At 65.8% G+C, this 21,572-nt stretch carries 20 protein-coding genes; 6 read left to right on the top strand and 14 right to left on the bottom strand.

Translation table 11 applies throughout. The features are described 5' to 3' along the window. Positions 1-50: 50 nt before the first annotated feature. Positions 51-713: a TetR/AcrR family transcriptional regulator gene (locus tag ACAG21_RS24610; protein WP_370498863.1), complete on the bottom strand. Its 663-nt coding sequence runs from the start codon at positions 711-713 to the stop codon at positions 51-53. A 144-nt stretch (positions 714-857) separates the two neighbouring features. Between ACAG21_RS24610 and ACAG21_RS24605 the strand changes: the two genes are divergently transcribed. From ACAG21_RS24605 to ACAG21_RS24595, 3 genes are all read left to right on the top strand, one after another. Continuing rightward, positions 858-3,833 carry an RND family transporter gene (locus tag ACAG21_RS24605; protein WP_370498885.1) on the top strand — a complete coding sequence of 992 codons (2,976 nt, stop codon included), beginning with the start codon at positions 858-860 and terminating at the stop codon, positions 3,831-3,833. Between the two features lie 100 nt (positions 3,834-3,933). Next, entirely contained in the window at positions 3,934-4,125 is a 192-nt protein-coding gene (locus tag ACAG21_RS24600) for a hypothetical protein (RefSeq protein ID WP_370498862.1), read from the top strand. Continuing rightward, a complete protein-coding gene (locus ACAG21_RS24595; RefSeq protein ID WP_370498861.1) occupies positions 4,118-4,693 on the top strand; it encodes a hypothetical protein in 576 nt (191 codons plus the stop codon). The genes ACAG21_RS24600 and ACAG21_RS24595 overlap by 8 nt, the downstream gene beginning before the upstream one ends. 7 nt (positions 4,694-4,700) lie before the next feature. Here the strand turns inward: ACAG21_RS24595 and ACAG21_RS24590 are convergent, their stop codons facing one another. Continuing rightward, on the bottom strand, positions 4,701-5,192 hold the full coding sequence (locus ACAG21_RS24590) for a DUF2231 domain-containing protein (RefSeq protein WP_370498860.1): 492 nt from the start codon (positions 5,190-5,192) through the stop codon (positions 4,701-4,703). A gap of 210 nt (positions 5,193-5,402) precedes the next feature. Between ACAG21_RS24590 and ACAG21_RS24585 the strand changes: the two genes are divergently transcribed. Beyond that, positions 5,403-6,140: a VIT family protein gene (locus ACAG21_RS24585; protein ID WP_096285320.1), complete on the top strand. Its 738-nt coding sequence runs from the start codon at positions 5,403-5,405 to the stop codon at positions 6,138-6,140. Positions 6,141-6,199: 59 nt separating this feature from the next. Here ACAG21_RS24585 and ACAG21_RS24580 read toward each other — a convergent pair whose 3' ends face one another. From ACAG21_RS24580 to ACAG21_RS24570, 3 genes are read right to left on the bottom strand one after another with little or no spacing between them, the layout of a single operon-like run. Next, positions 6,200-6,736, bottom strand: a complete 537-nt coding sequence (locus ACAG21_RS24580) for a hypothetical protein (protein WP_370498859.1) — start codon at positions 6,734-6,736, stop codon at positions 6,200-6,202. Positions 6,737-6,775: 39 nt separating this feature from the next. Then, positions 6,776-8,758 carry a hypothetical protein gene (locus ACAG21_RS24575; RefSeq protein WP_370498858.1) on the bottom strand — a complete coding sequence of 661 codons (1,983 nt, stop codon included), beginning with the start codon at positions 8,756-8,758 and terminating at the stop codon, positions 6,776-6,778. 28 nt (positions 8,759-8,786) lie between these two features. Further along, positions 8,787-10,304: a hypothetical protein gene (locus tag ACAG21_RS24570; RefSeq protein WP_370498857.1), complete on the bottom strand. Its 1,518-nt coding sequence runs from the start codon at positions 10,302-10,304 to the stop codon at positions 8,787-8,789. A 311-nt stretch (positions 10,305-10,615) separates the two neighbouring features. Between ACAG21_RS24570 and ACAG21_RS24565 the strand changes: the two genes are divergently transcribed. After that, the gene (locus ACAG21_RS24565; protein ID WP_370498856.1) at positions 10,616-11,221 is read left to right on the top strand and encodes a DUF5134 domain-containing protein; all 606 of its coding nucleotides are present in this window, start codon (positions 10,616-10,618) and stop codon (positions 11,219-11,221) included. 9 nt (positions 11,222-11,230) lie between these two features. Here ACAG21_RS24565 and ACAG21_RS24560 read toward each other — a convergent pair whose 3' ends face one another. From ACAG21_RS24560 to ACAG21_RS24540, 5 genes are all read right to left on the bottom strand, one after another. Next, on the bottom strand, positions 11,231-12,526 hold the full coding sequence (locus ACAG21_RS24560) for a fatty acid desaturase (protein WP_370498855.1): 1,296 nt from the start codon (positions 12,524-12,526) through the stop codon (positions 11,231-11,233). 85 nt (positions 12,527-12,611) lie between these two features. Further along, positions 12,612-13,763, bottom strand: a complete 1,152-nt coding sequence (locus ACAG21_RS24555) for a ferredoxin reductase (protein ID WP_370498854.1) — start codon at positions 13,761-13,763, stop codon at positions 12,612-12,614. A gap of 87 nt (positions 13,764-13,850) precedes the next feature. Then, positions 13,851-14,366: a hypothetical protein gene (locus ACAG21_RS24550; protein ID WP_370498853.1), complete on the bottom strand. Its 516-nt coding sequence runs from the start codon at positions 14,364-14,366 to the stop codon at positions 13,851-13,853. Between the two features lie 2 nt (positions 14,367-14,368). Beyond that, entirely contained in the window at positions 14,369-15,235 is an 867-nt protein-coding gene (gene ppk2 / locus ACAG21_RS24545) for a polyphosphate kinase 2 (RefSeq protein ID WP_370498852.1), read from the bottom strand. A gap of 46 nt (positions 15,236-15,281) precedes the next feature. Continuing rightward, a complete protein-coding gene (locus tag ACAG21_RS24540) occupies positions 15,282-16,691 on the bottom strand; it encodes a wax ester/triacylglycerol synthase family O-acyltransferase (protein ID WP_370498884.1) in 1,410 nt (469 codons plus the stop codon). Positions 16,692-16,883: 192 nt separating this feature from the next. Here ACAG21_RS24540 and ACAG21_RS24535 point away from each other — a divergent pair, with 192 nt between their 5' ends. After that, a complete protein-coding gene (locus ACAG21_RS24535; RefSeq protein WP_370498851.1) occupies positions 16,884-17,432 on the top strand; it encodes an Rv3235 family protein in 549 nt (182 codons plus the stop codon). 4 nt (positions 17,433-17,436) lie between these two features. Here the strand turns inward: ACAG21_RS24535 and ACAG21_RS24530 are convergent, their stop codons facing one another. From ACAG21_RS24530 to ACAG21_RS24515, 4 genes are all read right to left on the bottom strand, one after another. Next, complete coding sequence (locus tag ACAG21_RS24530; RefSeq protein ID WP_370498850.1) at positions 17,437-18,594, bottom strand: cation:proton antiporter; 1,158 nt, start codon at positions 18,592-18,594, stop codon at positions 17,437-17,439. Between the two features lie 4 nt (positions 18,595-18,598). Next, positions 18,599-19,081, bottom strand: coding sequence for a cation:proton antiporter regulatory subunit (locus ACAG21_RS24525; RefSeq protein ID WP_370498849.1), 483 nt, complete (start codon positions 19,079-19,081; stop codon positions 18,599-18,601). A gap of 78 nt (positions 19,082-19,159) precedes the next feature. Further along, positions 19,160-19,915, bottom strand: a complete 756-nt coding sequence (gene mddA / locus ACAG21_RS24520) for a methanethiol S-methyltransferase (protein WP_370498848.1) — start codon at positions 19,913-19,915, stop codon at positions 19,160-19,162. 47 nt (positions 19,916-19,962) lie between these two features. Next, positions 19,963-21,546, bottom strand: a complete 1,584-nt coding sequence (locus tag ACAG21_RS24515) for an HD domain-containing phosphohydrolase (RefSeq protein ID WP_370498847.1) — start codon at positions 21,544-21,546, stop codon at positions 19,963-19,965. Positions 21,547-21,572: the final 26 nt, after the last annotated feature.

Below are 21,572 nucleotides of genomic sequence, written 5' to 3'. Positions count from 1 at the left end.
GCTGAGTGCACGATCGGCGCAATAGCCTTGGTGCGGCTAGCTTTTCCCTCCTAGCGTTCGGCGGCTCGCTCACCGTCACCCGGTGGCGCGAGTCGCCGTTCGAGGGCGCCGGCGATGTCGGTGGTGGTCACTACGAGAGCGATCATGAATTCGATCAACTGAGTTCGACTGACGTCGATCTGGCGCCGGTACCACTGGGTTGTCAGCTCGAGAAGACCACTGATGACGGCCAGCGCGGTCATCATGACGTTCTCGTCGGCTCCGGCGGCCTCCCCAAGTAGCGCGCGCACCTGCCCGACCATGACCTGAGTAAGGACGTCGATGACCTCGCGGCGACGGCCGGCGAGCGCCTCGGCGGTCTGCAGCTCGATCAGTAACGCTGAGCGCCGTGGGTCCTCGTCGATGAACGCGAACGCGAACTCGATGACGGCCCGAGCCCGGGGTTTGAGGTCGGCCGACGAGTCCGCAACCACCGCCATGATCCCGGTCAGCGCGCGGGTGAATTGATCCTCGAACGTCGCGATCAGAAGCTCGTGGCAGCCGGGAAAGCTTTCGTAGAAATAGCGGTCGTTGAGTCCCGCGCGGGCACTGACGGCACGCACGCGCAGGTTGCCCACACCGTGCTCGGCGATCGCGTCGAGAGACGCCTCGATGAGCCGTTGCCGGCGCTGCTCACGTCGCTGGTCAGCGGTCAGTCCGCGATGGACAGCCATAAACCTCCGGTCCGAAGGGCGGGTTGCGCCGCGCGTCACTTTGGTGAAGGATCTCACCAAAGTGGTCTTTGGTGAAACACTTCACCAAAGATATCAGGGGGCAACAGGGGTGGGCCGTCGATGACGAGTGTGCGCGAAAGTGTCATGGGACTTCGTGAATTGGGACGACGGGCACCGCGCCGGGCCGGCGCTCCGCGTGAATACAGCCCACGTCTTGCGGCGCTGGGCCGCTTCTCGATGAGACACAAAGCCGGCGTGGTCGGCGCGTGGGTCGGTGCGGCGGTAATCCTGGCCGTGGTCCTTCCACAGCTCGAGACCGTGGTGCGGGAGCAGTCAGTACAACTCCTGCCCAATGAGGTTCCGTCGTTTCACGCGCTCGACGCGATGGCGACGGCATTCAACGAGGGCGGCGCAAAGACATCGATTGTCGTCGCGATGGAGGACCCAGCCGGGCTGACGCCGTCGGCACGGCAACACTACGACGCCCTAGTGTCCGCGCTGCGCGCCGACAAGTCGCACGTCCTGCTGGTCCAGGATCTGCTCGCTGACCCGATCACCCGACCCCAAGCGGTCAGCAAAGACGGACAGGCCTGGTTCCTACCAGTCGGGATCGCCGGCACACTGGGCGATCCCAAGGCAGCCGAGTCGGTCGACGCCGTGCGCGCCAGCACATCCGCGGCGCTCGGCGGGTCTTCGACCACCGCCCACGTAACCGGCCCGGCTGCGACGTTTCATGACGAGATCGCCTCTGCCGAGCACGACCTGCTGATCATCTCCGTTGCCACCGCCGGCCTCATCGCGCTCATCCTGCTGCTGGTCTATCGATCGGTGTTCACCGCACTGCTGCCGCTGCTGGTCATCGGTGCCAGCGTGGCCGTCGGCAGAGGCGTCTTGTCGGCCCTGGGTGAGTGCGGCCTGCCCGTCTCCCAGGTCACCGTCGGGTTCATGACCGCCGTGTTGTTGGGCGCGGGCACCGACTACAGCGTCTTTCTCATCAGCCGCTATCACGAACAACGGCGACAGGGCGTCGCACCGGAACAAGCCATCAGCCACGCCTGCGGCAGCATCGGGCGCGTCATCTTGGCCTCGGCAGCCACCGTCGCCTTTGCACTGGCCGCCATGGTGGTTGCCCGCCTCAGCATCTTCCAGGGGGTGGGCCCGGCTTGCGCCATCGCCGTGCTGATTGGGTTTCTTGCCACCATCACGCTGCTGCCGCCGCTGCTGGTGGTCGCCGCCAAACGCGGTATCGCCGAGCCGCGCACCGATCAGTCCCGGCACTACTGGACTCGCGTGGCTGTCGTCGTGGTGCGGCACCCGTGGCCGGTGCTGGCTGCCAGTCTGGCCGTTTTGCTTGCCCTGGCTGGTGTCGCGGCAACGATGAAGATCAGCTACGACGACCGCAGCGGTCAACCCGCCGGCACCGCCAGCAACCAGGGCTACCAGTTGCTCGACCGACACTTTCCCAAAGACACCGTGATGAACGAATTTCTGCTGGTTGAGTCCAACCGTGACATGCGAAGCGCAAAAGGCCTCGCCGACCTCGATGAGATGGCCTCCCGCCTGGCCCAACTGCCGGGAGTGACCCGCGTCTCCGGTGTCACGCGCCCCACCGGCAAGCGGCTCGATCAAGCCCAATTGTCTTGGCAGAACAAACAAATCGGCGACAAAATGGCCGGTGCGGTCGCCGACGGTGAGGCTCACGAGGACGACCTTGCCAAGCTCACCCATGGGGCCGACCAACTGGCCGCCGGCCTGGACCAACTCGACACCACACTGCGCCGCGCACTCACCCCGGTCGCCGGCCTGCTGACCCAAGCCCAAAGCGTGGGGCAACAGCTGCAGAACCACCGCCCCCTGTTCGAGTCGGGGTTGCGTCCCCTGGCCCAGCAGGCCGCCGCAGCCGTCGCGGCCATCGATCCTCTGGTCGAAGGCCTCAATACCTCGCCCTGGTGCGTGACCACACCACAGTGCGCGCAACTGCGCGACGAAACTCGAATGCTGGTTACGCTGCGCAACGGCGGCTTCTTCGACCAGGTTGCCGAGCTCAGCCAAAACGCCACGCTGTCAACCACTCTCAACAGTATCCAAACCGCTGCTCACACCATGCAGCAAAGCCTCGGCGCTACCGGCGACCCGGCCGACATCGTCGGCAATATCCATCGGCTCCAGGACGGCATCGGTCAACTCGCGTGGGGCGCTCGAGCGCTGGCCACCGGCGTACACGCCCTTGCCGACAGCAACATCCAGATGCTCAGCGGCATGAGCAAGATCGCCGCCCAATTGCAAGGCTCGGCGCGCGCCACCTCCGAATCGGACGCCGCCTCGGGTTTCTACCTACCCCCAGACGCCTTCGATAACCGCCAATTCAGCGATCTGGCAAGCCATTTCATCTCTCCCGACGGACACACCGTCCGATTCGCCGTCGCCTCGTCGTACGATCCCTACTCGGCTGATGCGATGGCCCTGAACCAACGCATCATCGAGACAGCCAACGCCGCCCGACCCAATACTTCGCTGGCCAACGCCGCGATGTCGACCGCCGGCTTCCCCGCCGTCAACTCCGATCTGCAACACATGCTGACCGCCGACTTCGAGCGTCTGGGAACGGCGACGTTGATCATCGTCGGTGTCATCTTGATCCTGCTGCTACGTTCCGTCGTCGCCCCGCTCTACCTGTTGGGCACCGTCGTGGTGAACTATCTCGCCGCCCTCGGCTTGGGAGTCCTGGTGTTCCAGTGCGGACTCGGTCACCAGATCGCCTGGCCGGTACCCCTTTTGGCGTTTGTGTTGCTGGTGGCCGTGGGTGCTGACTATAACTTGCTGCTCATGTCCCGGCTACGCGAAGAAGCCGGCCACAACATTCGGGTCGGTGTGCTGCGCACCGTCGTCAGCACCGGTTCCGTGATCACCTCGGCAGGCATCATCTTTGCCGTCAGCATGTTCGGACTGATGGTTGGATCCGTCGACATCCTCGTCCAAGCCGGATTCATCATCGGCTCAGGGTTGTTACTGGACACCTTCGTGGTCCGAACACTGACCGTCCCCGCCATCGCCACCCTCCTAGGCGAAAAGAGTTGGTGGCCGGTACCGACACGGAGCTCTCGCAACGGCCTCGGTTAGGCGCTTCGACGCGTAAAGAAAGGACCATCGACCCTAGAAGCTCTCGAGCGGCCCGCGCATCGTCTGTCTCAAGGATCACCTGACGAAGGGAGCGCCGCAGATGTGCGGCTGGGGCTGGATGTGGAACAACGGTGGCTGGGGCTGGGGCTGGGGCTGGGGCAGCGTCGCGATGTACATCGTGTTGGCAGCACTTCTGATGACGGTAGTGGTTGTGGTGGCCTTCGCGATGCGCGATGTGATTCGCCGTCAGGACCAGGGCGCCGGAACTTCGGTGTCTGACCGCGATGGCTAGGTTGACGCGACGGGCGGCCCTCGTCGCGCTCGGTTCGATCGCAGCAAGCAGCGTCGTAGGTCTCGGCTATGTCCTTCGCAACCTGATTGAGCCGTCCTCGGCTATCCGCCTCACCGATGGAGGCGGTTTCATGGGTGCCGGTCACATGGACATGAGCCGCTACATGGAAATGTTCAAGCGACACAACGAGATCAGTCGTGTGGTCGAAGACATACCCGGCGGCGTGCGCACCACCACCGAATCGAAGTCCGCGGACCTGACCTCTCAACTGCAGGCGCACGTCTCAAGCATGTATGCCCACCTGGATCAGGGAACCGAGGTCATGTGCATGAGCCAAAGCCTGCCGGTTCTTTTCCGTCACGCCGGCGGATATCGCCGCCAGCTCACGCTGACCCCTACGGGCGTGATCGCCGAAGAGACCGCAGACGATCCCGCGCTCACGGAAACCATCCGGGCACACGCCCGAGAGGTCACCGGTTTTGTGAACGAGGGCATGCCGGCGATGATGCAAGCAATGATGGGGCCCGGCGGCATGATGGGTCCCGGCGGCATGATGAGACCGCCCTGAATCGCCACTACTTGCTATTGGCCTGTTTCAGGTGCGCTATCTCGTTGCCCCACACCGAATCCGCGCCAGCATCGCCGATCCGGTAGATCTGAACCATCGTCGCGATACCGACGGCGAGCGTGACAATTGCCACCGTCGCGGTGACGCCCAGGTGACGCGGGCCGGACCGGCGTTCGGCCAACCCGAGCGCCAAAAGTGCGGCGGCAACGACCAATAGGGCAACAGCAAAATAGATCATGGTGTCGCCCAGCTCGGCGTGCTCGCGCAGTATCGGGCTCGGATTGCGCCGCAAGTCATACAACCATCCACCGGCGTTGGCCGTGATCGGTGTCAGCACCGCCGTCACGACGGCGAGTATGCCGGTCAGCCAGACGAGATGTCCCCGCCGGCCGGCAGGCCACAGGGCGCACACGATCTCCAGCAGAGCCGTCAGGGGCGCGAGCACCACGAGGAAATGCACCAGCAGCACATGGGCGGGCAAGCCATGAATGACCGTCATGAAGGTCCTTTGTACGTCGACATACCTCGGGCGCCAACGTCGTGGCTTGTCCGGCGGCTGGCTGGAACGGACGCCCAGTGAGGTCGGGCGAGCGTGATCATAACGTCGTTCACCGCTGCAAAGGCAAAGCTAAATACGGCTACTCCGAAAAAGTTTGATGAGGCTGCACTTGCTGGCGCGACAGGGTGGAAATGCGCTTGGCTAGGCGACATGGGTGACGAGCAGCCACTTCAGCAAGACGAACCAACGCATGCGGCCGAACCGCATGCCGGCCACAGCTCAGGCCGGCTGAACAGCCTTCGGGCGGCGGTGTTAGGCGCCAACGACGGCATCGTTTCGGTGGCCAGCCTGGTGGTCGGTGTGGCCGGGGCAACCTCAGAGCGCGGCCCGATCTTCACCGCCGGACTGGCTGCCCTGGTGGGCGGGGCAGCCTCGATGGCGCTGGGTGAATTCGTGTCGGTCTCGAGCCAGCGGGACAGCGAGAAGGCGCAGCTTGCGACCGAGCGACATGAGCTTCGGCACATACCCGATGCCGAATTGGCCGAGCTCACTGCCATCTATCAGGACCGGGGCCTATCGGCTGAAACCGCAGCGCAAGTTGCCAAGGAGCTGACGGAACACGATGCGCTGACCGCGCACGCGCACGCCGAACTCAACATCAACCCCGAGGAGCTGGCCAACCCCTGGCAGGCCGCCGCGGCGTCGGCAGCGTCGTTCATCATCGGAGCGTTGCTACCGTTGATATCGATCCTATTGCCGCCCACCGCCTTTCGGGTCCCGGTGACATTCGTCGCCGTGCTCGCGGCCTTGGCGCTCACCGGTGCGCTCAGCGCCCGCATCGGCGGTGGCAGCGTACGGCGGGCGGTGTTGCGGGTCGTGCTCGGAGGCGCGGCAGGTCTAGCGTTCACCTACGGCATCGGCCATCTCTTCGGCACCGCGGTCCAGTAGTACCGCGCTCGGCTGCGGATTCGATCACGCCCTCTTTCGCGCGCCCGCGCGGGGCGAGATCAGAGCCACCCGGTGCGTGCGGCGGCAACCGGCTCGGCGGGCGCGGGGGCCAATTCCCCGTCTCGCACGCCGTCGAGCATCCGCTTCACCGCAGCGACAATGTCCGGAGCGGCCGCGGCGAGTCCGGCCTTGTCGGCCTCGGGAACCTCGTCGGGTTCGACGCCCGCCCTTGCCAGCACGGCGGCCGGATCAGCCAGCTGCTCGGCCAACCACGACACCGGATCGGCTGACAGCTCGGGGACGAAGTGCCGGCGCCCGGGTTCCCAGCCCTTGAATTTGGGGTGGTGATGGGCCCGGTCCAACGTCCCCGGCGGACTCTCGGTGGACCCGAACAGATCCACCCGCCATACCGGGCGGTTGAAGGCGATCGGAATGCCCGCGTATATCGATCCCTGCGGCTCGGCCCGATCGACGACACGGAGTTCCAATCTGACTCCCCGCTCCGGGGTTTCCTGACCTTCGTTCGGGGTCGGGTCGACGAAGAACATATCCCCGACGACCACGCCCAGGGTTTCGAATCCAAACGCTGCAAGCATGTTTCCGAGAGTAGACCTAGGCGGCAGGTGCGCGGAGACTCAAGACACCGGGGACAACGCGGCGTCCAGCAGCCCGGCGAGGTTTTTCCAGTACAGCCAGTCGGCGACGGCGCAGCGCTGCACTACCGGGTCGGCCGCGGCGTACGCATCGCCGCGGACGACGTGCTGAGCGTGAGCGACGTAGGCCTGGAAGGCCTGCAGGTGTGGCGCCTGACGGCGGGGGTCGTTGCTGACCATCGGCTTCATCACCTGTAGCCACTTCATGAAGCGCTCGTCAGCGGGCGGGTTCGCGTCGGCTGGTGGTAGCAGTTCACGTAGGCGCGCGTCGGGCGTCTGCGCCAGCCGCTCGGCCGCTTCGGGATTCACCACCTCCAACCGCGACCGGCCGATCATCTCCCCGGTGTCCGGGATGTCATCGACGTTGAGTACTACCTTCGCGACGCCCGGATCGGAATCGGCCAACTGCCCCTCGGTGGCGATCACCGCGCGCAGGGTCATGTCGCGCTGAGCCGCCCAGCTTTGCACGGCCACCACCGGATACGTAGCCCAGCGGGCCCGCTCGGCGGGTGGAATCGCGTCGTCCGCCGTGGCCATGAACACCCTTTCGGGCAACTGCACGCCGTCCGGGATATAGGCCAGCCCATAGCTGTTGGCCACCACGATCGCGCCTTCGGTGGTCACGCCGGTCACCCAGAAGAATCCGAAGTCCGGCGGCCTGTCGCCGACGGGCGCGTTCAATGCCGCCGCGATGCGCCGCGCCAGCTGCAGCGGATCGGCGCCGCGTCGGCGTGCGGCATCGGCAGTTGCCGCCTCGGCCACCGCATCGCGTTCAAGACGAGCCGGTGAGACCGGAATCGCCGCGATCCCAGCGACTTCCGCCACCTGAGCCGCATCCCTCGACTGTGCGACGCGGTCGCCACGCGGCGCCCGACGATGGGTTGCCGCGGCAGGTCGAACACCCGAAGACTGACCCGGGGACACTCGCCCGGCCTGGCCGCCCACCGCCGGCACCGCGCCACCACCCGGGCCGCCACCCGGCGCGACGGACCCGCCCGCGCCACCGCCGCCAGCGGCTCCCGGCACCGTCGGCATGACACTCGCGCTGGCGGGCGCAACCCGCGGTGAATCGTCATGCGGCCCAGCCTGATACGGTTGCGCATCCGGCAGCGCCGACCCATCCGGATCGTCGCCACCGCCATCCCGAGGTACTGACGCCGGCCGGCGGACGGTGCCCGCAGTTGTGGGGCCGCCGACCTGTGTCGGGTGACCAGGAACGCTGGCGGCAGGCGTCGCCGACACAGCGGGAATGATTGCCGGAGTTGGCAACTGGCCACCTACCGGAATGCCGGGCAACGACGGCTGCGGACCTGCCGGTCCGGCGGGCGGGGGGGCCATCGGCCCAGCGACCGGCGGCGCGACCGGTCCCGGCAGCGCGGGGTTGAGATCTGACGGGTCGTCATCCCCCGGCGCTGCAGGTGGCGCCTTCTGGTCGAGCAAGTCTTGCAGCGCGCTGGACGGCGGTTTCCACGCCTTGCTCGCCAGAATCTGCTCGGCGGTCATTGTCACCACCGCGGCATTAGCCTCGTGGGTAGCAGCGACCACCGCGTTGATCGCTTCGGTCCGTTCAGCTTCGCTCAGCCTGAACTCGTTCGCCAATGCCTCGATCTTGGTCTCGGCGACTTCGACGTTGTCATAGATATCGGACTTGGCCTGGATGATCGACCTGCCAACATTTCTGTGCCAGGTGATCACGGTGGCGAGACCATCCTGCAACGAAGCCAGTGCTTCGATCAGCGTTCCCACTTGACGATTGGCGGCACCGGAGGCGCTTCCCGACCAGACGTCGCTGCCGAAGATCTCGAGCTGCTGATGCCGGCAGTTATCCGCTACGTCACTGACCTTCCGCAACACTTGCATGTACTGCGCGGCGCGGTCAAAGTTGATGTCCTCGTCGGACTCGGGCCAGCCGTTCGGGGCAAGCATCTTCTCGGCATGCTCACCCGTCGGCGGCGCCAAACCCATCGATTACTCCTCGTTTCGCGACTGCCGGCTATTGTTTGGGCACTTCCTTGGCACTCCGCAGACCGATGACGCCCTCAGTCCAGGACCGCTGCTCGGTGTACAGCGCCTCCTCATCCCCTTGCACGCGTTTGGCTTTGCCGGTGCCCTTGTCCCCACCCGCGGCGGGAGCCCCGCCCATACCGCCGCCCATCGCGCCGGCGCCCGGGACGCCTCGGCCGGCCATTCCGGGCCCAGCTGCGGCTCCGGCGGCAGCGGCGCGTGCCGTCGCGCCGTCTTCTCCCCAGGTTTGCAACGGCGTGCCCGGCACACCGGCCCCACCGAAGGATGCGGGCTTGACCCCACCATCGTGCGGAAGTTTCGGCGCGCCTTGGCCTTTCAGGTCTCTTAGCGCCTCGGCCAGCTGCGGTTCGGACGTCTGTGCCGCCGAAGGCATCATCGGCATCATCGGTGTCGACGGAATGAACGGCAGACCACCCTGATCACCGGAAGGTGTAGGCGGCCCAGGCGTCGGCTTGTCGTCGGGTATCCAGTCCGGCCGCGGCGGCGGCTTGAGAACATGAGACTTCTTGATGTCTTCATCGCTCGGCCGCACCGATGGCTTCCACGGCTTGGGCGGATCAATTTTCTTGGCGCTGGGCGGCGTCGTCGGATTCACTTGCGACACCGGCAAACCCGATTTGCCGCGGAAATCAGTGAGCAGAGCCAGCGAGTTTTTCGACGCCTCGTTGTAGGTTGTCATAAACGTTTCGTAGCCGGAGTGCATATTGGCTCGGGCCCACGCCTCGAGCTCGAGCAAGCTTTTGTAATCCCACTTCACCCGCTTTCCGTAGCGAGCATCCTTGCCCCAGACATGCTGCTTTCGCAAGGCGCGGAACTCGTCGGCAATCGTTTGGGCCTGACGAGACATCTGGTCGCTGAATCGCGCCATAGTGTCCAGCCACGTTCGCTGCAATTCGAAATTCTCCCCGACGGCGGTGGCAGCCTCGCCTTCCCATTCGCGGAAGGGCCGGAAACGATCGCGGGCCCGCAGTAACGCGTCGTGGTATTTGGCCCACTGTTCGGCAAAGCGATCAAACGATGCGCCTTGATCCATTTGCTCGAGTTCCAGGGCCGCCTGTTCGAGGTTGTGCAGCCCGTCCATCGCCTCTTCCGGCACGTCTTGGTTCGGAGCAACGCCGGCGCCGAACATCGCGGGGCCGGAATCGCCGGGCGCGGGCACGGACATGGCCGCACCCGACAACGACGTTTCGTTGCGCAGCGCTGCCGCCGCGTCTTCGTCGACGTGGCGATATGCCTTGGCCGCATTCCGCAGCGACTGGGCCAGGTCTTTGCGCGACTTGTCGAAAAGCCCTAGGTAATAGCGCATGTTGTCAGCGGAATAACCAAGGTCTTTGGCGCCCTGTTTGACGATCGCCAGGCCGCACGGAGGTTGGGGGACTTCGGTGGGTATGCCTCGTCCTTGCTGATCCACCAGCGGCGCTTCCAACTCGTTCGCCCGAGCTATCAGTTCCTCGTAGACGACTTTCGTCATCACCGGTCCGGTCATGGCGAATCACCTCCTAGCTGCCACAGAGCACGACGAATGAGCGCGCGACCAAAGTCCGGTGAAATTCCATCACGCCCGCGCTGCGACAACTGGCGAATCAGCAACGCCGATTACCGGCCATCTCGGCACCCCTTCGACGACACCTTGGCGTCACCCGCAGTTAGCCTAACCTGGGCTGCGGGCAGCTCCCCGCACCAATATTCGAGCCGAATCGCGGGTCGCCGCCGGCGACTCGACGCGCGGCCGCGTTGCTTGACCTTGGTACCCTACGGGGGTACCGTCCAGCTCATGCTAGACGGCGCGGCCGGCTCTTGATCGGCGACTCCACGCTGCGGTGGATTGTCACCGCGCTCTTCGGTATCAGCATTGCGACCTACGTCTATCTCCTTGTCGCCCAACGTGACCGCTCGACGAGCACGATCGACCATCTGCTGCACCTGACGATGGCGGCCGCAATGATCCTGATGGCGTGGCACATCGGAGGGGATGTGTCGACGGCCGGGCCGATGATTATCTTCGGGTTGGCGGGCGCCTGGTTTGTGCGGGCGGCCTGCAGAGGCTCGTCTGCCACCGGTGAGCGAATGACCAACTCCTACTACGCGGTGATGGCGGCGGCGATGGTGTGGATGTACGCGGTGATGAGCGGTGGCCTGCCGGGCCAGGCCAGCCACCCGAAGTTGGATTCGCTGGCCATGAACATGCCCGGCATGGACATGCCGGTACACGAGATGTCCAAGGCCCCAGCTGGATTCGGGTGGATCACCGCGGTGAACTGGATCGTGGTACTCGGTTTCGCGGTTGCGGCGCTGTATTGGTCAAGCCGTTTCGCCGCCCGGCGGCAGTCCGCACGCTTGGAACCGCTGTATCAAGCATGCGCTGCCGCCGGCACCGCGGCGATGTTCTTCGCCCAGCTTTAGGCGCAGCGCCTAGGCCGCCAGATCGTCGGCGTCCTTGAGCATCTGCTCCATTTTCTTCATGGCGCGCTTGTCGCGGCGCCAGCCCCGAACGGTGGCGATTGCGGTCTTGAGGCCGCGCCGCCGACCGGTCTGCGGATCGGTACCCGCGAAGTCGGCCTCCAGTTCGGCGAACATCCGCTCGCTACGGGTTTCCGGCGCGTCGTCGGCATTGTCCAGCAAGTACTTGTTGGGCAACGACAGCTTGGCCATCGTGCGCCACGTCTTGCCGTACTGCACCAGGAAAGACCCAGTGGTGTAAGGCAAGTCGTACTTGTCGCAGACCTCGCGCACTCGCACCGAGATCTCGTGCAGCCGGTTGCTCGGCAGGTCCGGGTACAGGTGGTGCTCGATCTGGTGGCACAGGTTGCCGCTCATGAACCGCAGCGCCGGTCCCGCCTCGAAGTTGGCACTGCCCAGCATCTGGCGCAGGTACCAGTGCCCCTTCGACTCTCCGATCATGTCGGTCTTGGTGAATTTCTCTGCGCCATCAGGGAAGTGGCCGCAGAAGATCACCGCGTTGGCCCACACATTGCGGATCACGTTGGCAACGGCGTTGGCCTTCAACGTGGACTTGTAGGTCGCTCCGGGCGACAGCGAGGTCAGTGCCGGGAACGCGACATAGTCCTTGAGCACCTGACGGCCGGCCTTGGCGAAGAACTCGTCGGTGCGCTGCCGCGCTTCGTCCTGATCCATCCGCTTCTTGACGATCTTGCCGATCTCCACGTGCTGCAGGCCGACGCCCCATTCAAAACCGAGGGCCAGCAACGTGTTCCACACCAGGTTGAAAAGGTTGAACTTCTTCCAGCGCTGGTCGCGGGTGACGCGCAGCATGCCGTAGCCGACGTCGTCGTCCATCCCGAGGATGTTGGTGTACTTGTGGTGCACGAAGTTGTGGGTGTAACGCCAGTGTTTGGACGACCCACTCATGTCCCACTCCCACGAGGAGGAGTGAATCTCCGGGTCGTTCATCCAGTCCCACTGGCCGTGCATGACGTTGTGGCCGATCTCCATGTTCTCGATGATCTTGGCCACGCCCAGGGTCACAGTGCCGGCCCACCATGCCGAGCGCCGCGAACTCGCGGCCAGCATCAGTCGGGCGGACACCTCCAGCGCACGCTGTGCGGCGATGGTGCGGTGAATGTAGCGGGCGTCCCGCTCGCCGCGTGAGTCCTCCACGTCCTGGCGGATAGCATCCAGCTCAACGGCCAGGGCTTCGATATCAGCGTCGGACAGATGCGCGAATACGTCGATGTCTGTGATCGCCATCGTTCTCACCTCCCGGCGTTCGATTTTGTGGTCAGTACCTACGCTATCGTAACCTACGACTCCGTAGGTTACCTATGAGTAATACCTAAATGTCGAGCACACAATCGCCGGAAGCTGCCGACACGCAGGTCTGCACCCGGCTCCCGGGCTCGTGTTCCTGCCCGGTTCGCAGGTCACGCACGTGACCTTCCAGCAGGGGTACCACGCAGGACTGGCAGATACCCATCCGGCAGCCGAAAGGCATCTGGATTCCGGCGCCCTCCCCCGCATCCATCAGTGAGGTCGCGGCGTCGGCGGCCACCGTGCGGCCGGTTCGGCCGAAGGTCACCGTTCCGCCCTGGCCGGCCGGTGCCGCCTTGGCCACCGCGAACCGCTCCAGGTGCAACCGGTCACTGATGCCCGCGGCCGCCCAGACCTTCTCGGCCTGGGCCAGCATGCCCTCCGGTCCGCAGGCCCAGGTTTGACGTTCGCGCCAGTCCGGTACCTCGTCGTCGAGCCGGGCCAGGTCGAGCCGCCCCTGCGAACGGGTCTCGCGCACCTGCAGCCGGTACCCGGGGTGCACCGACGCCAGCGCGGCCAACTCGGCACCGAACATCACGTCCGATTCGGTCGGCGCTGAATGGACGTGCTGAATGTCACCAATCTGCTTGCGGCGCACTAACGTTCGCAGCATCGACATGACCGGCGTGATCCCCGATCCCGCGGTGAGGAACAGAATCGACGGCGGAGCCGGGTCGGGAAGGACGAAGTTACCCTGGGGTGCGGCCAGTCGCACGATGGTGCCCGGCTCGACGCCGCCCACCAGGTGGCTGGACAGGAAACCTTCCGGCATCGCTTTGACGCTGATGGTCACGGTGCGCTCCGGTCCGGACCCCGACCGCGCCACCGGGCTCGACGTCAGCGAATACGACCGCCAGCGCCAGCGACCGTCTATCCGCAGCCCGATCCCGATGTACTGGCCGGGCTCGAAGTCGAAGCTGAAGCCCCAGCCCGGCTTGATGACCAGGGTCGCGGAATCCTCCGTCTCGCGGCGAACCTGCACGATGCGGCCCCGCAATTCTCGCGCCGACCACAGCGGGTTGGCCAGGCGCAGATAGTCGTCGGGCAACAGCGGCGTCGTGATGCGGGCAGCGATCTGGCGCAGCGCATGCCAGCCGGGGTGTCGTTCCGCCCCGGCGACCGTGGGGCGCTTCGTGTCGACCACATTCGCGGTTACCGATTGGTATTTCCTACCCATAATGAAAGCTACGGTACCGTAAGTTACGTTATCTTTTCCAGGCTGACCCGCCCGGATTGCGTCACATTCTCCGGCCGGTCGTGGCGGTCACAACAGATCGAGCAGGAACGGCAGCTCCTGGTTCGCATACCAGGCCAAATCGTGGTCCTGGGCGTCGCCGACGATCAGATCGGCATCCTCATCCCCCAGGTCAGCGGCATCGATGGCCTCAATCGCCTTCGCCACGTCCTCCTCGGCGCCGGCGTTGTCGACATAGGCCGCGACCACCTGGCCCATCGAGACCGGCCCGGTGATTCTGACGACCGCATCGTCGAGATCGGGGCGCAGGGTGACGTCGTCGACCTCGGCAGCCAGCACCGCCCGCCGTGGCCGCGCCGGTTGATCTCCCTCGGCGTCGTGGGCCGCCAACAAGCGCAGCGACGCCAGCGCCGCCTCACGCAACGCGACGTCGGCGAGCTCGTCCTCGTCGCCCTGCGCATAGGCCTCGCGCAGTGTCGGAGTCACCGCGAACGCGGTGCCGTTGACCGGCTGCAGCGAGTCCTCGGCGACGAGCTGCTGCAGCATCGTCAACGTGACCGGAATGTAGACCTGGGTCGCGCCCATCCCTAGGCCTCGATCAAGGTCGCCGCGTAGTCGTCGACATACGTCGACAGCTCGCGCGGCGGACGATGATAGTTGCCGCTGACGACCGGACGGTCCGGCAAGTCAACCTTCGGCTCGTGCACCTCGTGGTAGGAGATGCTGGACAACAGGTGGTGCATCATATTCAGCCGCGCGTGCTTCTTGATATCGGATTCCACGATGTACCAAGGACTTACCGGCGTGTCGGTGTGCACCATCATCTCGTCCTTGGCGCGCGAATAGTCCTCCCACCGATACACCGACTCCAAGTCCGTGGTGGACAGTTTCCAGCGCCGGACGGGATCGTTGCGACGTGCCTTGAAACGGCGCAACTGTTCGGACTCGGAAACCGAAAACCAGTACTTGCGCAGCAGAATCCCGTCGTCGATCAGCATCTGCTCGAATATCGGAGTCTGCCGCAGAAACAACACATGTTCTTGCGGCGTGCAGAATCCCATGACTTTCTCGATGCCGGCGCGGTTGTACCACGACCGGTCGAACAGCACGATTTCGCCCTTGGAGGGCAGATGCGCGATATACCGCTGGTAATACCACTGGCCGCGCTCTCGATCCGTGGGCACCGGCAGGGCGGCGATATTGGCGGTACGGGGACTGAGGTATTCGGTGATCCGTTTGATGGCACCGCCCTTGCCTGCGGCGTCACGGCCCTCGAAGAGCACCACGATTCGCGCGCCGGAAAACCGGACCCACTCCTGCAGCTTCACGAATTCTGCTTGTAGCCTGAATAATTCGGCTTCATACACGGCATCGGAGATCCTGGCACCGTCGCGCGCGGACGATTTCTTTTTCTTCGCCTTCGCTAGCGGTGCGCCATCATTCGAAGTGCTCACATCAACGAATGGTAGATGCACGCATACCAATTTTCACCGCTACCGACTAGCGAGAAGCGTCGAGTAGTTCCTCGAGTGATTGCTTCAACAGCGCCGGCAGCAGGTCGACATCGCTCATCGCCTCGCGGTCGGCGTTGATTCCGAAATACAGCGTCCCGTTGTACGACGTCACACCGATGGCCAGCGCCTGATTGTGCAGTAGCGGCGGCACCGCGTAGGTTTCCAGCAGTTTGGTGCCGGCGATATACATCTGCGACTGGGCGCCAGGGGCATTGGTGATCAACAAGTTGAACAACCGCGCCGAGAAGCTGGTGGCCACCCGGATGCCCATGGCGTGCAGGGTCGGTGGCGCGAACCCGGACAACGTGACGATGGTCCGGGCGTCGACCAACCGGGCGGCCGACGGATTGGATTCGGTGGCGTGCGCGATCTGCGACAGCCGCACCACGGCATTGGCCTCGCCCACCGGCAGGTCGACCAGGAACGGGGAGACCTGACTGATCATTTGGCCGGGCCCGGTCGAGTCGTGCTGATCCTCGGCATACACCGAAACCGGAGCCATCGCGCGGATGGTGGCGCTCGACGACACGGCCATCCCGCGCGACATCAGCCAGTTGCCCAGCGCGCCGGTCACCACGGCGAGCACCACATCGTTGATGTCGCAGTCGTAGCGGGCGCGCACCGTCCGGTAGTCCTCGAGACTTCCGCGGGCGACGGTGAACCGCCGATGACGCGAAACGGTGGCGTTGAGCGGGCTACTGGGCGCGGTACCGCGCGCGACCGTGCGCGCGATGTCGAAGACCCGGCGACCCGCGTTGAGCAGCTCGCCGTAGTTCGTCGCCGCCCCGGCCATCGCGGAGCCGACGGCCTGCAGCTGCGTGCCCGGGCCCACCAGCCAGTCGGTGAGCGCGCCCAGCAGCAGCCGCGTCGAGCCGGGTTCACGTTCCGGGATCCAGATGTCTTCGGGGAACGGCGCCGGCTGCCGGGTCCGGTCGGCGATCACATGGCCGATCTCCAGCGCGCTCATCCCGTTGATCAGCGCCTGATGCGACTTGGTATAGAGCGCGACCCGATTCTTGGCCAGGCCTTCAACCAGGTACATCTCCCACAGCGGCCGCGTCTTGTCCAGCGGCCGCGCGGCCAGCCGGGCGACCAGTTCGTGCAGCTGCTCGTCACTGCCCGGCGACGGCAGCGCCGAGCGCCGCACGTGGTAGGTGATGTCGAAATCGGCGTCGTCGATCCACACCGGCCGGGCCATACCGACCCCCACTTCGCGCACCTTCTGCCGATAGCGAGGTATTTGCGGCAACCGCTGTTCGACGGCGGCGAGCAGCGTCTCGTAGCTCAGTCCGTTGCGCGGGCGCGCCAGGATGGACAGCGATCCGACGTACATCGGGGTGGCGGTGTTTTCGAGCCGGTAGAAGGATGCGTCCGCTGTGGACAACCGGGTCACCATTGCGGCCCTGGCCTCCTTGGTCAATCCTTCGGGTTCCCCGATGTTCCCGCTCACCGTAATCGTCCGCTAGGCCACAACACGGCGCGGGTACGCGCGATGTCGAATTGTGCGATGATGGCCGGCAATTGAAAGCCCCATTGTCTGTCACTCTCCTGCAGGCCGCTCGTTCACCGATGACTTGGAGAGTGCGCGTTGACCATCAGCTCCGTAAACCCCGCTCACCGTGACGATTTCGCCGTCGTGCCGGTCGTCGAGTACGAACCGCCGCCGCGGGAGGTGCCGCGCAACGTCGCCGGCTGCCGGCAGCCGGCGGTGGCACGCCGAAGCGGCGGCGGCCCGCGCCGGCCGTACAGCGGGCGGCCGGTCAGGCAACCCGAGCCGACGGCGGTGGCCTGGTCCGCGGCAATGCGTCAGGCGGCGGCCTTCGCCGACGCCGCGCTGCGCCGGGTGCTGGAGGTCATCGATCACCGGCGGCCGGTGTCCCAGCTGCAGCCGCTGCTGGTGCGCGGCCTCGTCGACTCCGTGCTGTCGGTGAGCCAGTCGCGCGGCGGGCACCAGGGCGCCGCGGTGCTGCGCCGGATGCGGCTGCAGCCGGTCGGGCACCGGGATGCCGAGACCGCCGCCGAGGTGTTCGGCTCCTACAGCCGCGGCGACCGCATCCACGCCATCGCCGCTCGGGTCCAGATGCTGCCCACCGGCAACGGAATCCGGTGGCAGGTGGTGGCCCTGCACATCGGCTGATCGGCTAGGCCGGCGATCCTGCTCCCTCGCGCGACGGGCCGCCCGAGAAGCGGGCCAGCACCGGACCCAGGATCGCCATCACGAACACATACGCCGTCGCCAGCGCGGCCACGGTGGGGATCGCCGTGCCGACCAAGCCGATGATGATCAGCGAGAACTCGCCCCGCGCGACCAGTGCGGTGCCGGCCCGCAACTGCCCGCGCCGCGCCACGCCGTCACGCCGGGCGGCGAAGATCCCGGTGGCCACCTTGGTGGCCGCGGTGACGGCGGCCAGCGCCAGCGCGACCGGCAGCACCGGAACCAGCGAGTGCGGGTCCACCTGCAGCCCGATCGCCACGAAGAAAATCGCGGCGAACAGGTCGCGCAACGGCCCCAGCACCTTGCGCGCCCGCTTCGCGGTGTCACCGGTCAGGGTGAGCCCGACCAGGAAGGCACCGACGGCGGCCGAGGCGTGCAGCGATTCGGCCAGCGCCGCCACCATCAGGGTCGCACCCAGCACCCGCAGCAACAGCTGCTCGGAGTCGGCATTGGCCACCAGCCGGCCCACATGATGGCCCCAGTAATAGGACGCGAAGAACGCCGCGAAGAGCGCACCGATCGCGACGGCCATCCCCGCGACCGCCTCCAGCCCGGTACCGCCGGACGCCAGCACCGCGAACAGCGGCAGGTAGGCGGCCATCGCGAAGTCCTCGAGCACCAGCACCGACAGAACGGCCGGCGTTTCACGGTTACCGAGCCGGTGTAGGTCCTCCAGCAGGCGCGCGATCACACCGGAGGACGAGATGTAGGTGACGCCGGCCAGGGCCAGGATCGCGATGCCGTCCAGCCCCAACAGCCATCCCGCCACCGCTCCCGGGGTGGCGTTGAGGACCGCGTCGACCCCGGCCGAGGGCAGGTGGTGACGCAGACTGGCGGCGAATTCCGTCGCGGAGAACTCCAGTCCGAGGGTCAGCAGCAACAGCACGACGCCGATGGGTGCACCCGTCATGATGAACTCACCGGCGGCGGCCACCGGCCAGATACCGCCTTTGCCCAGCGACAGACCCGCCATCAGATAGACCGGAATCGGCGACAGCGCGAACCGCCGCGAGATGGCCCCCAACACCGCGAGTGCGGCGAGGAGGGCGCCTAGCTGAAACAGCAGGGCCCCCGAAACCTGCACTGGCTCAACCCTTATCGACGATTTGCTCGACGGCGGCGATGCCCTCTTCGGTGCCGATGACGATCAAAACGTCTCGTTCCCGCAGCATTTCGGCCGGACCCGGCGAGGCGAGCACATCCTCGTCACGCACGATCGCGACAATCGACGCCCCGGTGCGGGTACGAGCATGGGTGTCGCCCAACGGTTTGTCGACGAACGGGCTGCCCGGCTCGATATGGACCTGACCCGCCTCGAGCCCGGGCACTTCGCGGGTGAGCGCGGTGAACCGCTCGGCAATGCGGGGAGCGCCCAGAATCAGGGCCACGGTGTCGGCCTCTTCGTCGGTGAGGTGAAACACCGGGCGGGCCTGGTCCGGATCGTCGGGGCCGTACAGCACGACGTCGAAGTCGCCGCCGCGCCGCGCGATGATGCCGATCCGGTCGCCCTTATGGCTGACGAACTCGTATCGCAGACCGACGCCCGGCAGCAACACCTCCTTGACATCCATATCCGCAACATACCGGGAACCCGCGGCGTAATACCGCACAGATGGCCGCGATACAGACCGAGTTCATATTCAGCAGGACTAGTGCTGGCCGGCCGCCGCATGCGGGTACCGCCGTGTCCCGGGCACCAACGCCGGCACCTCGCGACGGTAGGCCCGGTACGGCTCGCCCAGCGACTCGACCAGGTCGTGTTCCTCCAGCCGCACTGCGATCAGGATGTAACCCGTGGTGGCGGCGCTGAACAGCAGATGCCCGACCGTCATCGTGGGTGTCGCCCAGAATGCGATCAGGAAACCCAGCATCAGCGGGTGACGCACCAGCCGGTACAGGTACCGAACACGAAAGTCTAATTCGCGGTAGGGTTTTCCGCGCCAGGCCAGGTAAACCTGCCGCAGACCGAACAGGTCGAAGTGGCTGACCATGAAGGACGAGAAGAACACCGTGGCCCAGCCCAGCCAGAACAACGCCCACAAAAGCACCCGTGCCGCCGGCAGACTCACGTCCCACACGACGTCGGGCAGCGTGCGCCACTGCCAATACAGCAGCAACAGCGCAGCACTCGCCAGGATCACGTAGGTACTGCGCTCGATCGACGCGGGCACAAATCGGGTCCACCATCTCTTGAACGCGGGTCTGGCCATCACGCTGTGCTGAATTGCGAAAACACCAAGCAGGAGTACGTCAATCAGCACCGCCAGGCCAACCGGGGCCGAGAGCGCATGGTCGACGCTGCGGGGCACCGCGATGTTGCCGACGAATCCGATCGCGTACGTGAACGACACCAGGAACAGCAGATAAGCCACTGCGCCGTAACAGATTGTCAAATATCGACTCATGTACAGATTGTCCGCCGAATCCCCGGCGAGGGAATGGGGCGATTGCCTCAATTTTCGGCAGTCGGTGAGGACAATCCCTGTTGCAGGGCATACATGCTGGCGCCGATGCGATTCGAGACGCCGATCTTGGCGTACGTTCGCTCCACATGATTGCGGGCGGTCTTCTCGGTGATCACCAACGCCGCCGCGATCTCTTTGTTCGAGGCGCCGCGAGCGACCAGGCGAAGCACCTCGATCTCGCGCGGGGTGAGACCGCCCGGACGCGGCTTGGGCCGCCCGGCGGGCCGGCCCGCCGCATGCAGCACCGCTTCGACCGCGACGGCGTCGAGTTCACCGGCGCTCACCCGCTCGTGCATCCGCTGACTCGCCGCGCCGGGCGACAACTCGCAGCGGTATGGTCTTGGCTCACAAGCGGATTGGTAACTGACCGCCGCTGCCAGGATCCGGTCGGGCAGACTCAGCGCGGCACCGGCAAGTCCGCGTGGATAGCCCGATCCGTTCAGGCATTCATGGTGGTTTCCGGCGACTTCGGCCAGCCGTCCCAGCCCGCGAACCTGGTTGAGGATCCGGGCGGTGAGATAGGGATGCAGCCGCACCCGCTCGAATTCGCCCGCGGTCAAAGATCCTGGCTTGGACCATATTTGATTCGACACACCGATGCGGCCCAGGTCGTGAACATGGCCCGCACGTCGCGTCAGGGCCGCCGAACCGGCGTCGACGCCGGCCGCGATTGCCGCATCGCCGGCCAGTCCGGCCACCGCACGCGAATGTCCAAGGGTGAACGGACATTTGAGGTCGACGAAGTCGCCGAACGCGACAAGCAGTGCGTCCAGCCCGTCGTCGTCGAGCCGTTGCTGGCGATCGGGGGCCTCGCGCAGGGCCGCCGCCCACGCATCGCCGGGAGCCGGGCCGGCCAGGATCGCGTCGGCATTGTGGATGAAGGTGTCGACGACCTTCGGGTCGAACTGGCCACCGCGGCGACTGCGAGCCATCGCCACGGCACCGTCAACGCCGTAGGTGCGGTGGTGCACCTCGACCATCTCGGCGAGCTGGGCGACCCGCATCTGGATCGGAATCTCGTCGCCGTGGGCGCCGGCGGGCAGGCCGCCGCCGTCGTAGCGCTCGAAGGCGAACGCGAGCGACGCCTGGACGCTGGGGCCCAGGCCGATGCGATCCGCCAGCAGCGCCGCGGAGGTGCAGTGCGAGTGAATGAGCCGGGACAGCTGACCGCGCGCATTGGCGAACAGGGTTGCCATGATGGTCAGCCGCTGCGTCAACGGCTGACCGCGACCGATGTTGCCCAGCAGGAACCGCCAATACGGCAGGCCCGACCAGTCGACCAGATACGAGTCATGCCGGACCGCAATGTCATCGCCGAACCACCGCGCGTATTCATGGGAGTCGGCGTGACATCCGATCCACATGACAAGTGTCGTGTAGTAGACGCAATCCCGTTGCGCGTCGGTCAGTCCCAGCCGATCCGCGAGCCGGGTCGCGATCATCGCCGCACGCAACATGTGCTCGGCGGGCTGTCCCAAGCCGAGGTCGATCGCCACCGATAACGCCGCGAGCAATTCGGCCCGGCTGGGCGCCTCGCCCGCCGGCGCCGGCTCGGCTGGGTGCGACGCCATCGGCCCATTGTCCCCTTCGCTCAGGT

Source organism: Mycobacterium sp. pR1184 (genome assembly GCF_041287235.1).
GTDB lineage: Bacteria > Actinomycetota > Actinomycetes > Mycobacteriales > Mycobacteriaceae > Mycobacterium.
This window is presented reverse-complemented; position numbering and strand designations above follow the sequence as displayed.

Excerpts from the sequence above, each read along its gene's own strand:
- ACAG21_RS24610 (WP_370498863.1), bottom strand. The coding sequence starts at position 713 with ATGGCTGTCCATCGCGGACTGACCGCTGACCAGCGACGTGAGCAGCGC.
- ACAG21_RS24605 (WP_370498885.1), top strand. The coding sequence starts at position 858 with ATGGGACTTCGTGAATTGGGACGACGGGCACCGCGCCGGGCCGGCGCT.
- ACAG21_RS24600 (WP_370498862.1), top strand. The coding sequence starts at position 3,934 with ATGTGCGGCTGGGGCTGGATGTGGAACAACGGTGGCTGGGGCTGGGGC.
- ACAG21_RS24595 (WP_370498861.1), top strand. The coding sequence starts at position 4,118 with ATGGCTAGGTTGACGCGACGGGCGGCCCTCGTCGCGCTCGGTTCGATC.
- ACAG21_RS24590 (WP_370498860.1), bottom strand. The coding sequence starts at position 5,192 with ATGACGGTCATTCATGGCTTGCCCGCCCATGTGCTGCTGGTGCATTTC.
- ACAG21_RS24585 (WP_096285320.1), top strand. The coding sequence starts at position 5,403 with ATGGGTGACGAGCAGCCACTTCAGCAAGACGAACCAACGCATGCGGCC.
- ACAG21_RS24580 (WP_370498859.1), bottom strand. The coding sequence starts at position 6,736 with ATGCTTGCAGCGTTTGGATTCGAAACCCTGGGCGTGGTCGTCGGGGAT.
- ACAG21_RS24575 (WP_370498858.1), bottom strand. The coding sequence starts at position 8,758 with ATGGGTTTGGCGCCGCCGACGGGTGAGCATGCCGAGAAGATGCTTGCC.
- ACAG21_RS24570 (WP_370498857.1), bottom strand. The coding sequence starts at position 10,304 with ATGACCGGACCGGTGATGACGAAAGTCGTCTACGAGGAACTGATAGCT.
- ACAG21_RS24560 (WP_370498855.1), bottom strand. The coding sequence starts at position 12,526 with ATGGCGATCACAGACATCGACGTATTCGCGCATCTGTCCGACGCTGAT.
- ACAG21_RS24555 (WP_370498854.1), bottom strand. The coding sequence starts at position 13,763 with ATGGGTAGGAAATACCAATCGGTAACCGCGAATGTGGTCGACACGAAG.
- ACAG21_RS24550 (WP_370498853.1), bottom strand. The coding sequence starts at position 14,366 with ATGGGCGCGACCCAGGTCTACATTCCGGTCACGTTGACGATGCTGCAG.
- ACAG21_RS24540 (WP_370498884.1), bottom strand. The coding sequence starts at position 16,691 with ATGGTGACCCGGTTGTCCACAGCGGACGCATCCTTCTACCGGCTCGAA.
- ACAG21_RS24525 (WP_370498849.1), bottom strand. The coding sequence starts at position 19,081 with ATGGATGTCAAGGAGGTGTTGCTGCCGGGCGTCGGTCTGCGATACGAG.
- mddA (WP_370498848.1), bottom strand. The coding sequence starts at position 19,915 with ATGAGTCGATATTTGACAATCTGTTACGGCGCAGTGGCTTATCTGCTG.
- ACAG21_RS24515 (WP_370498847.1), bottom strand. The coding sequence starts at position 21,546 with ATGGCGTCGCACCCAGCCGAGCCGGCGCCGGCGGGCGAGGCGCCCAGC.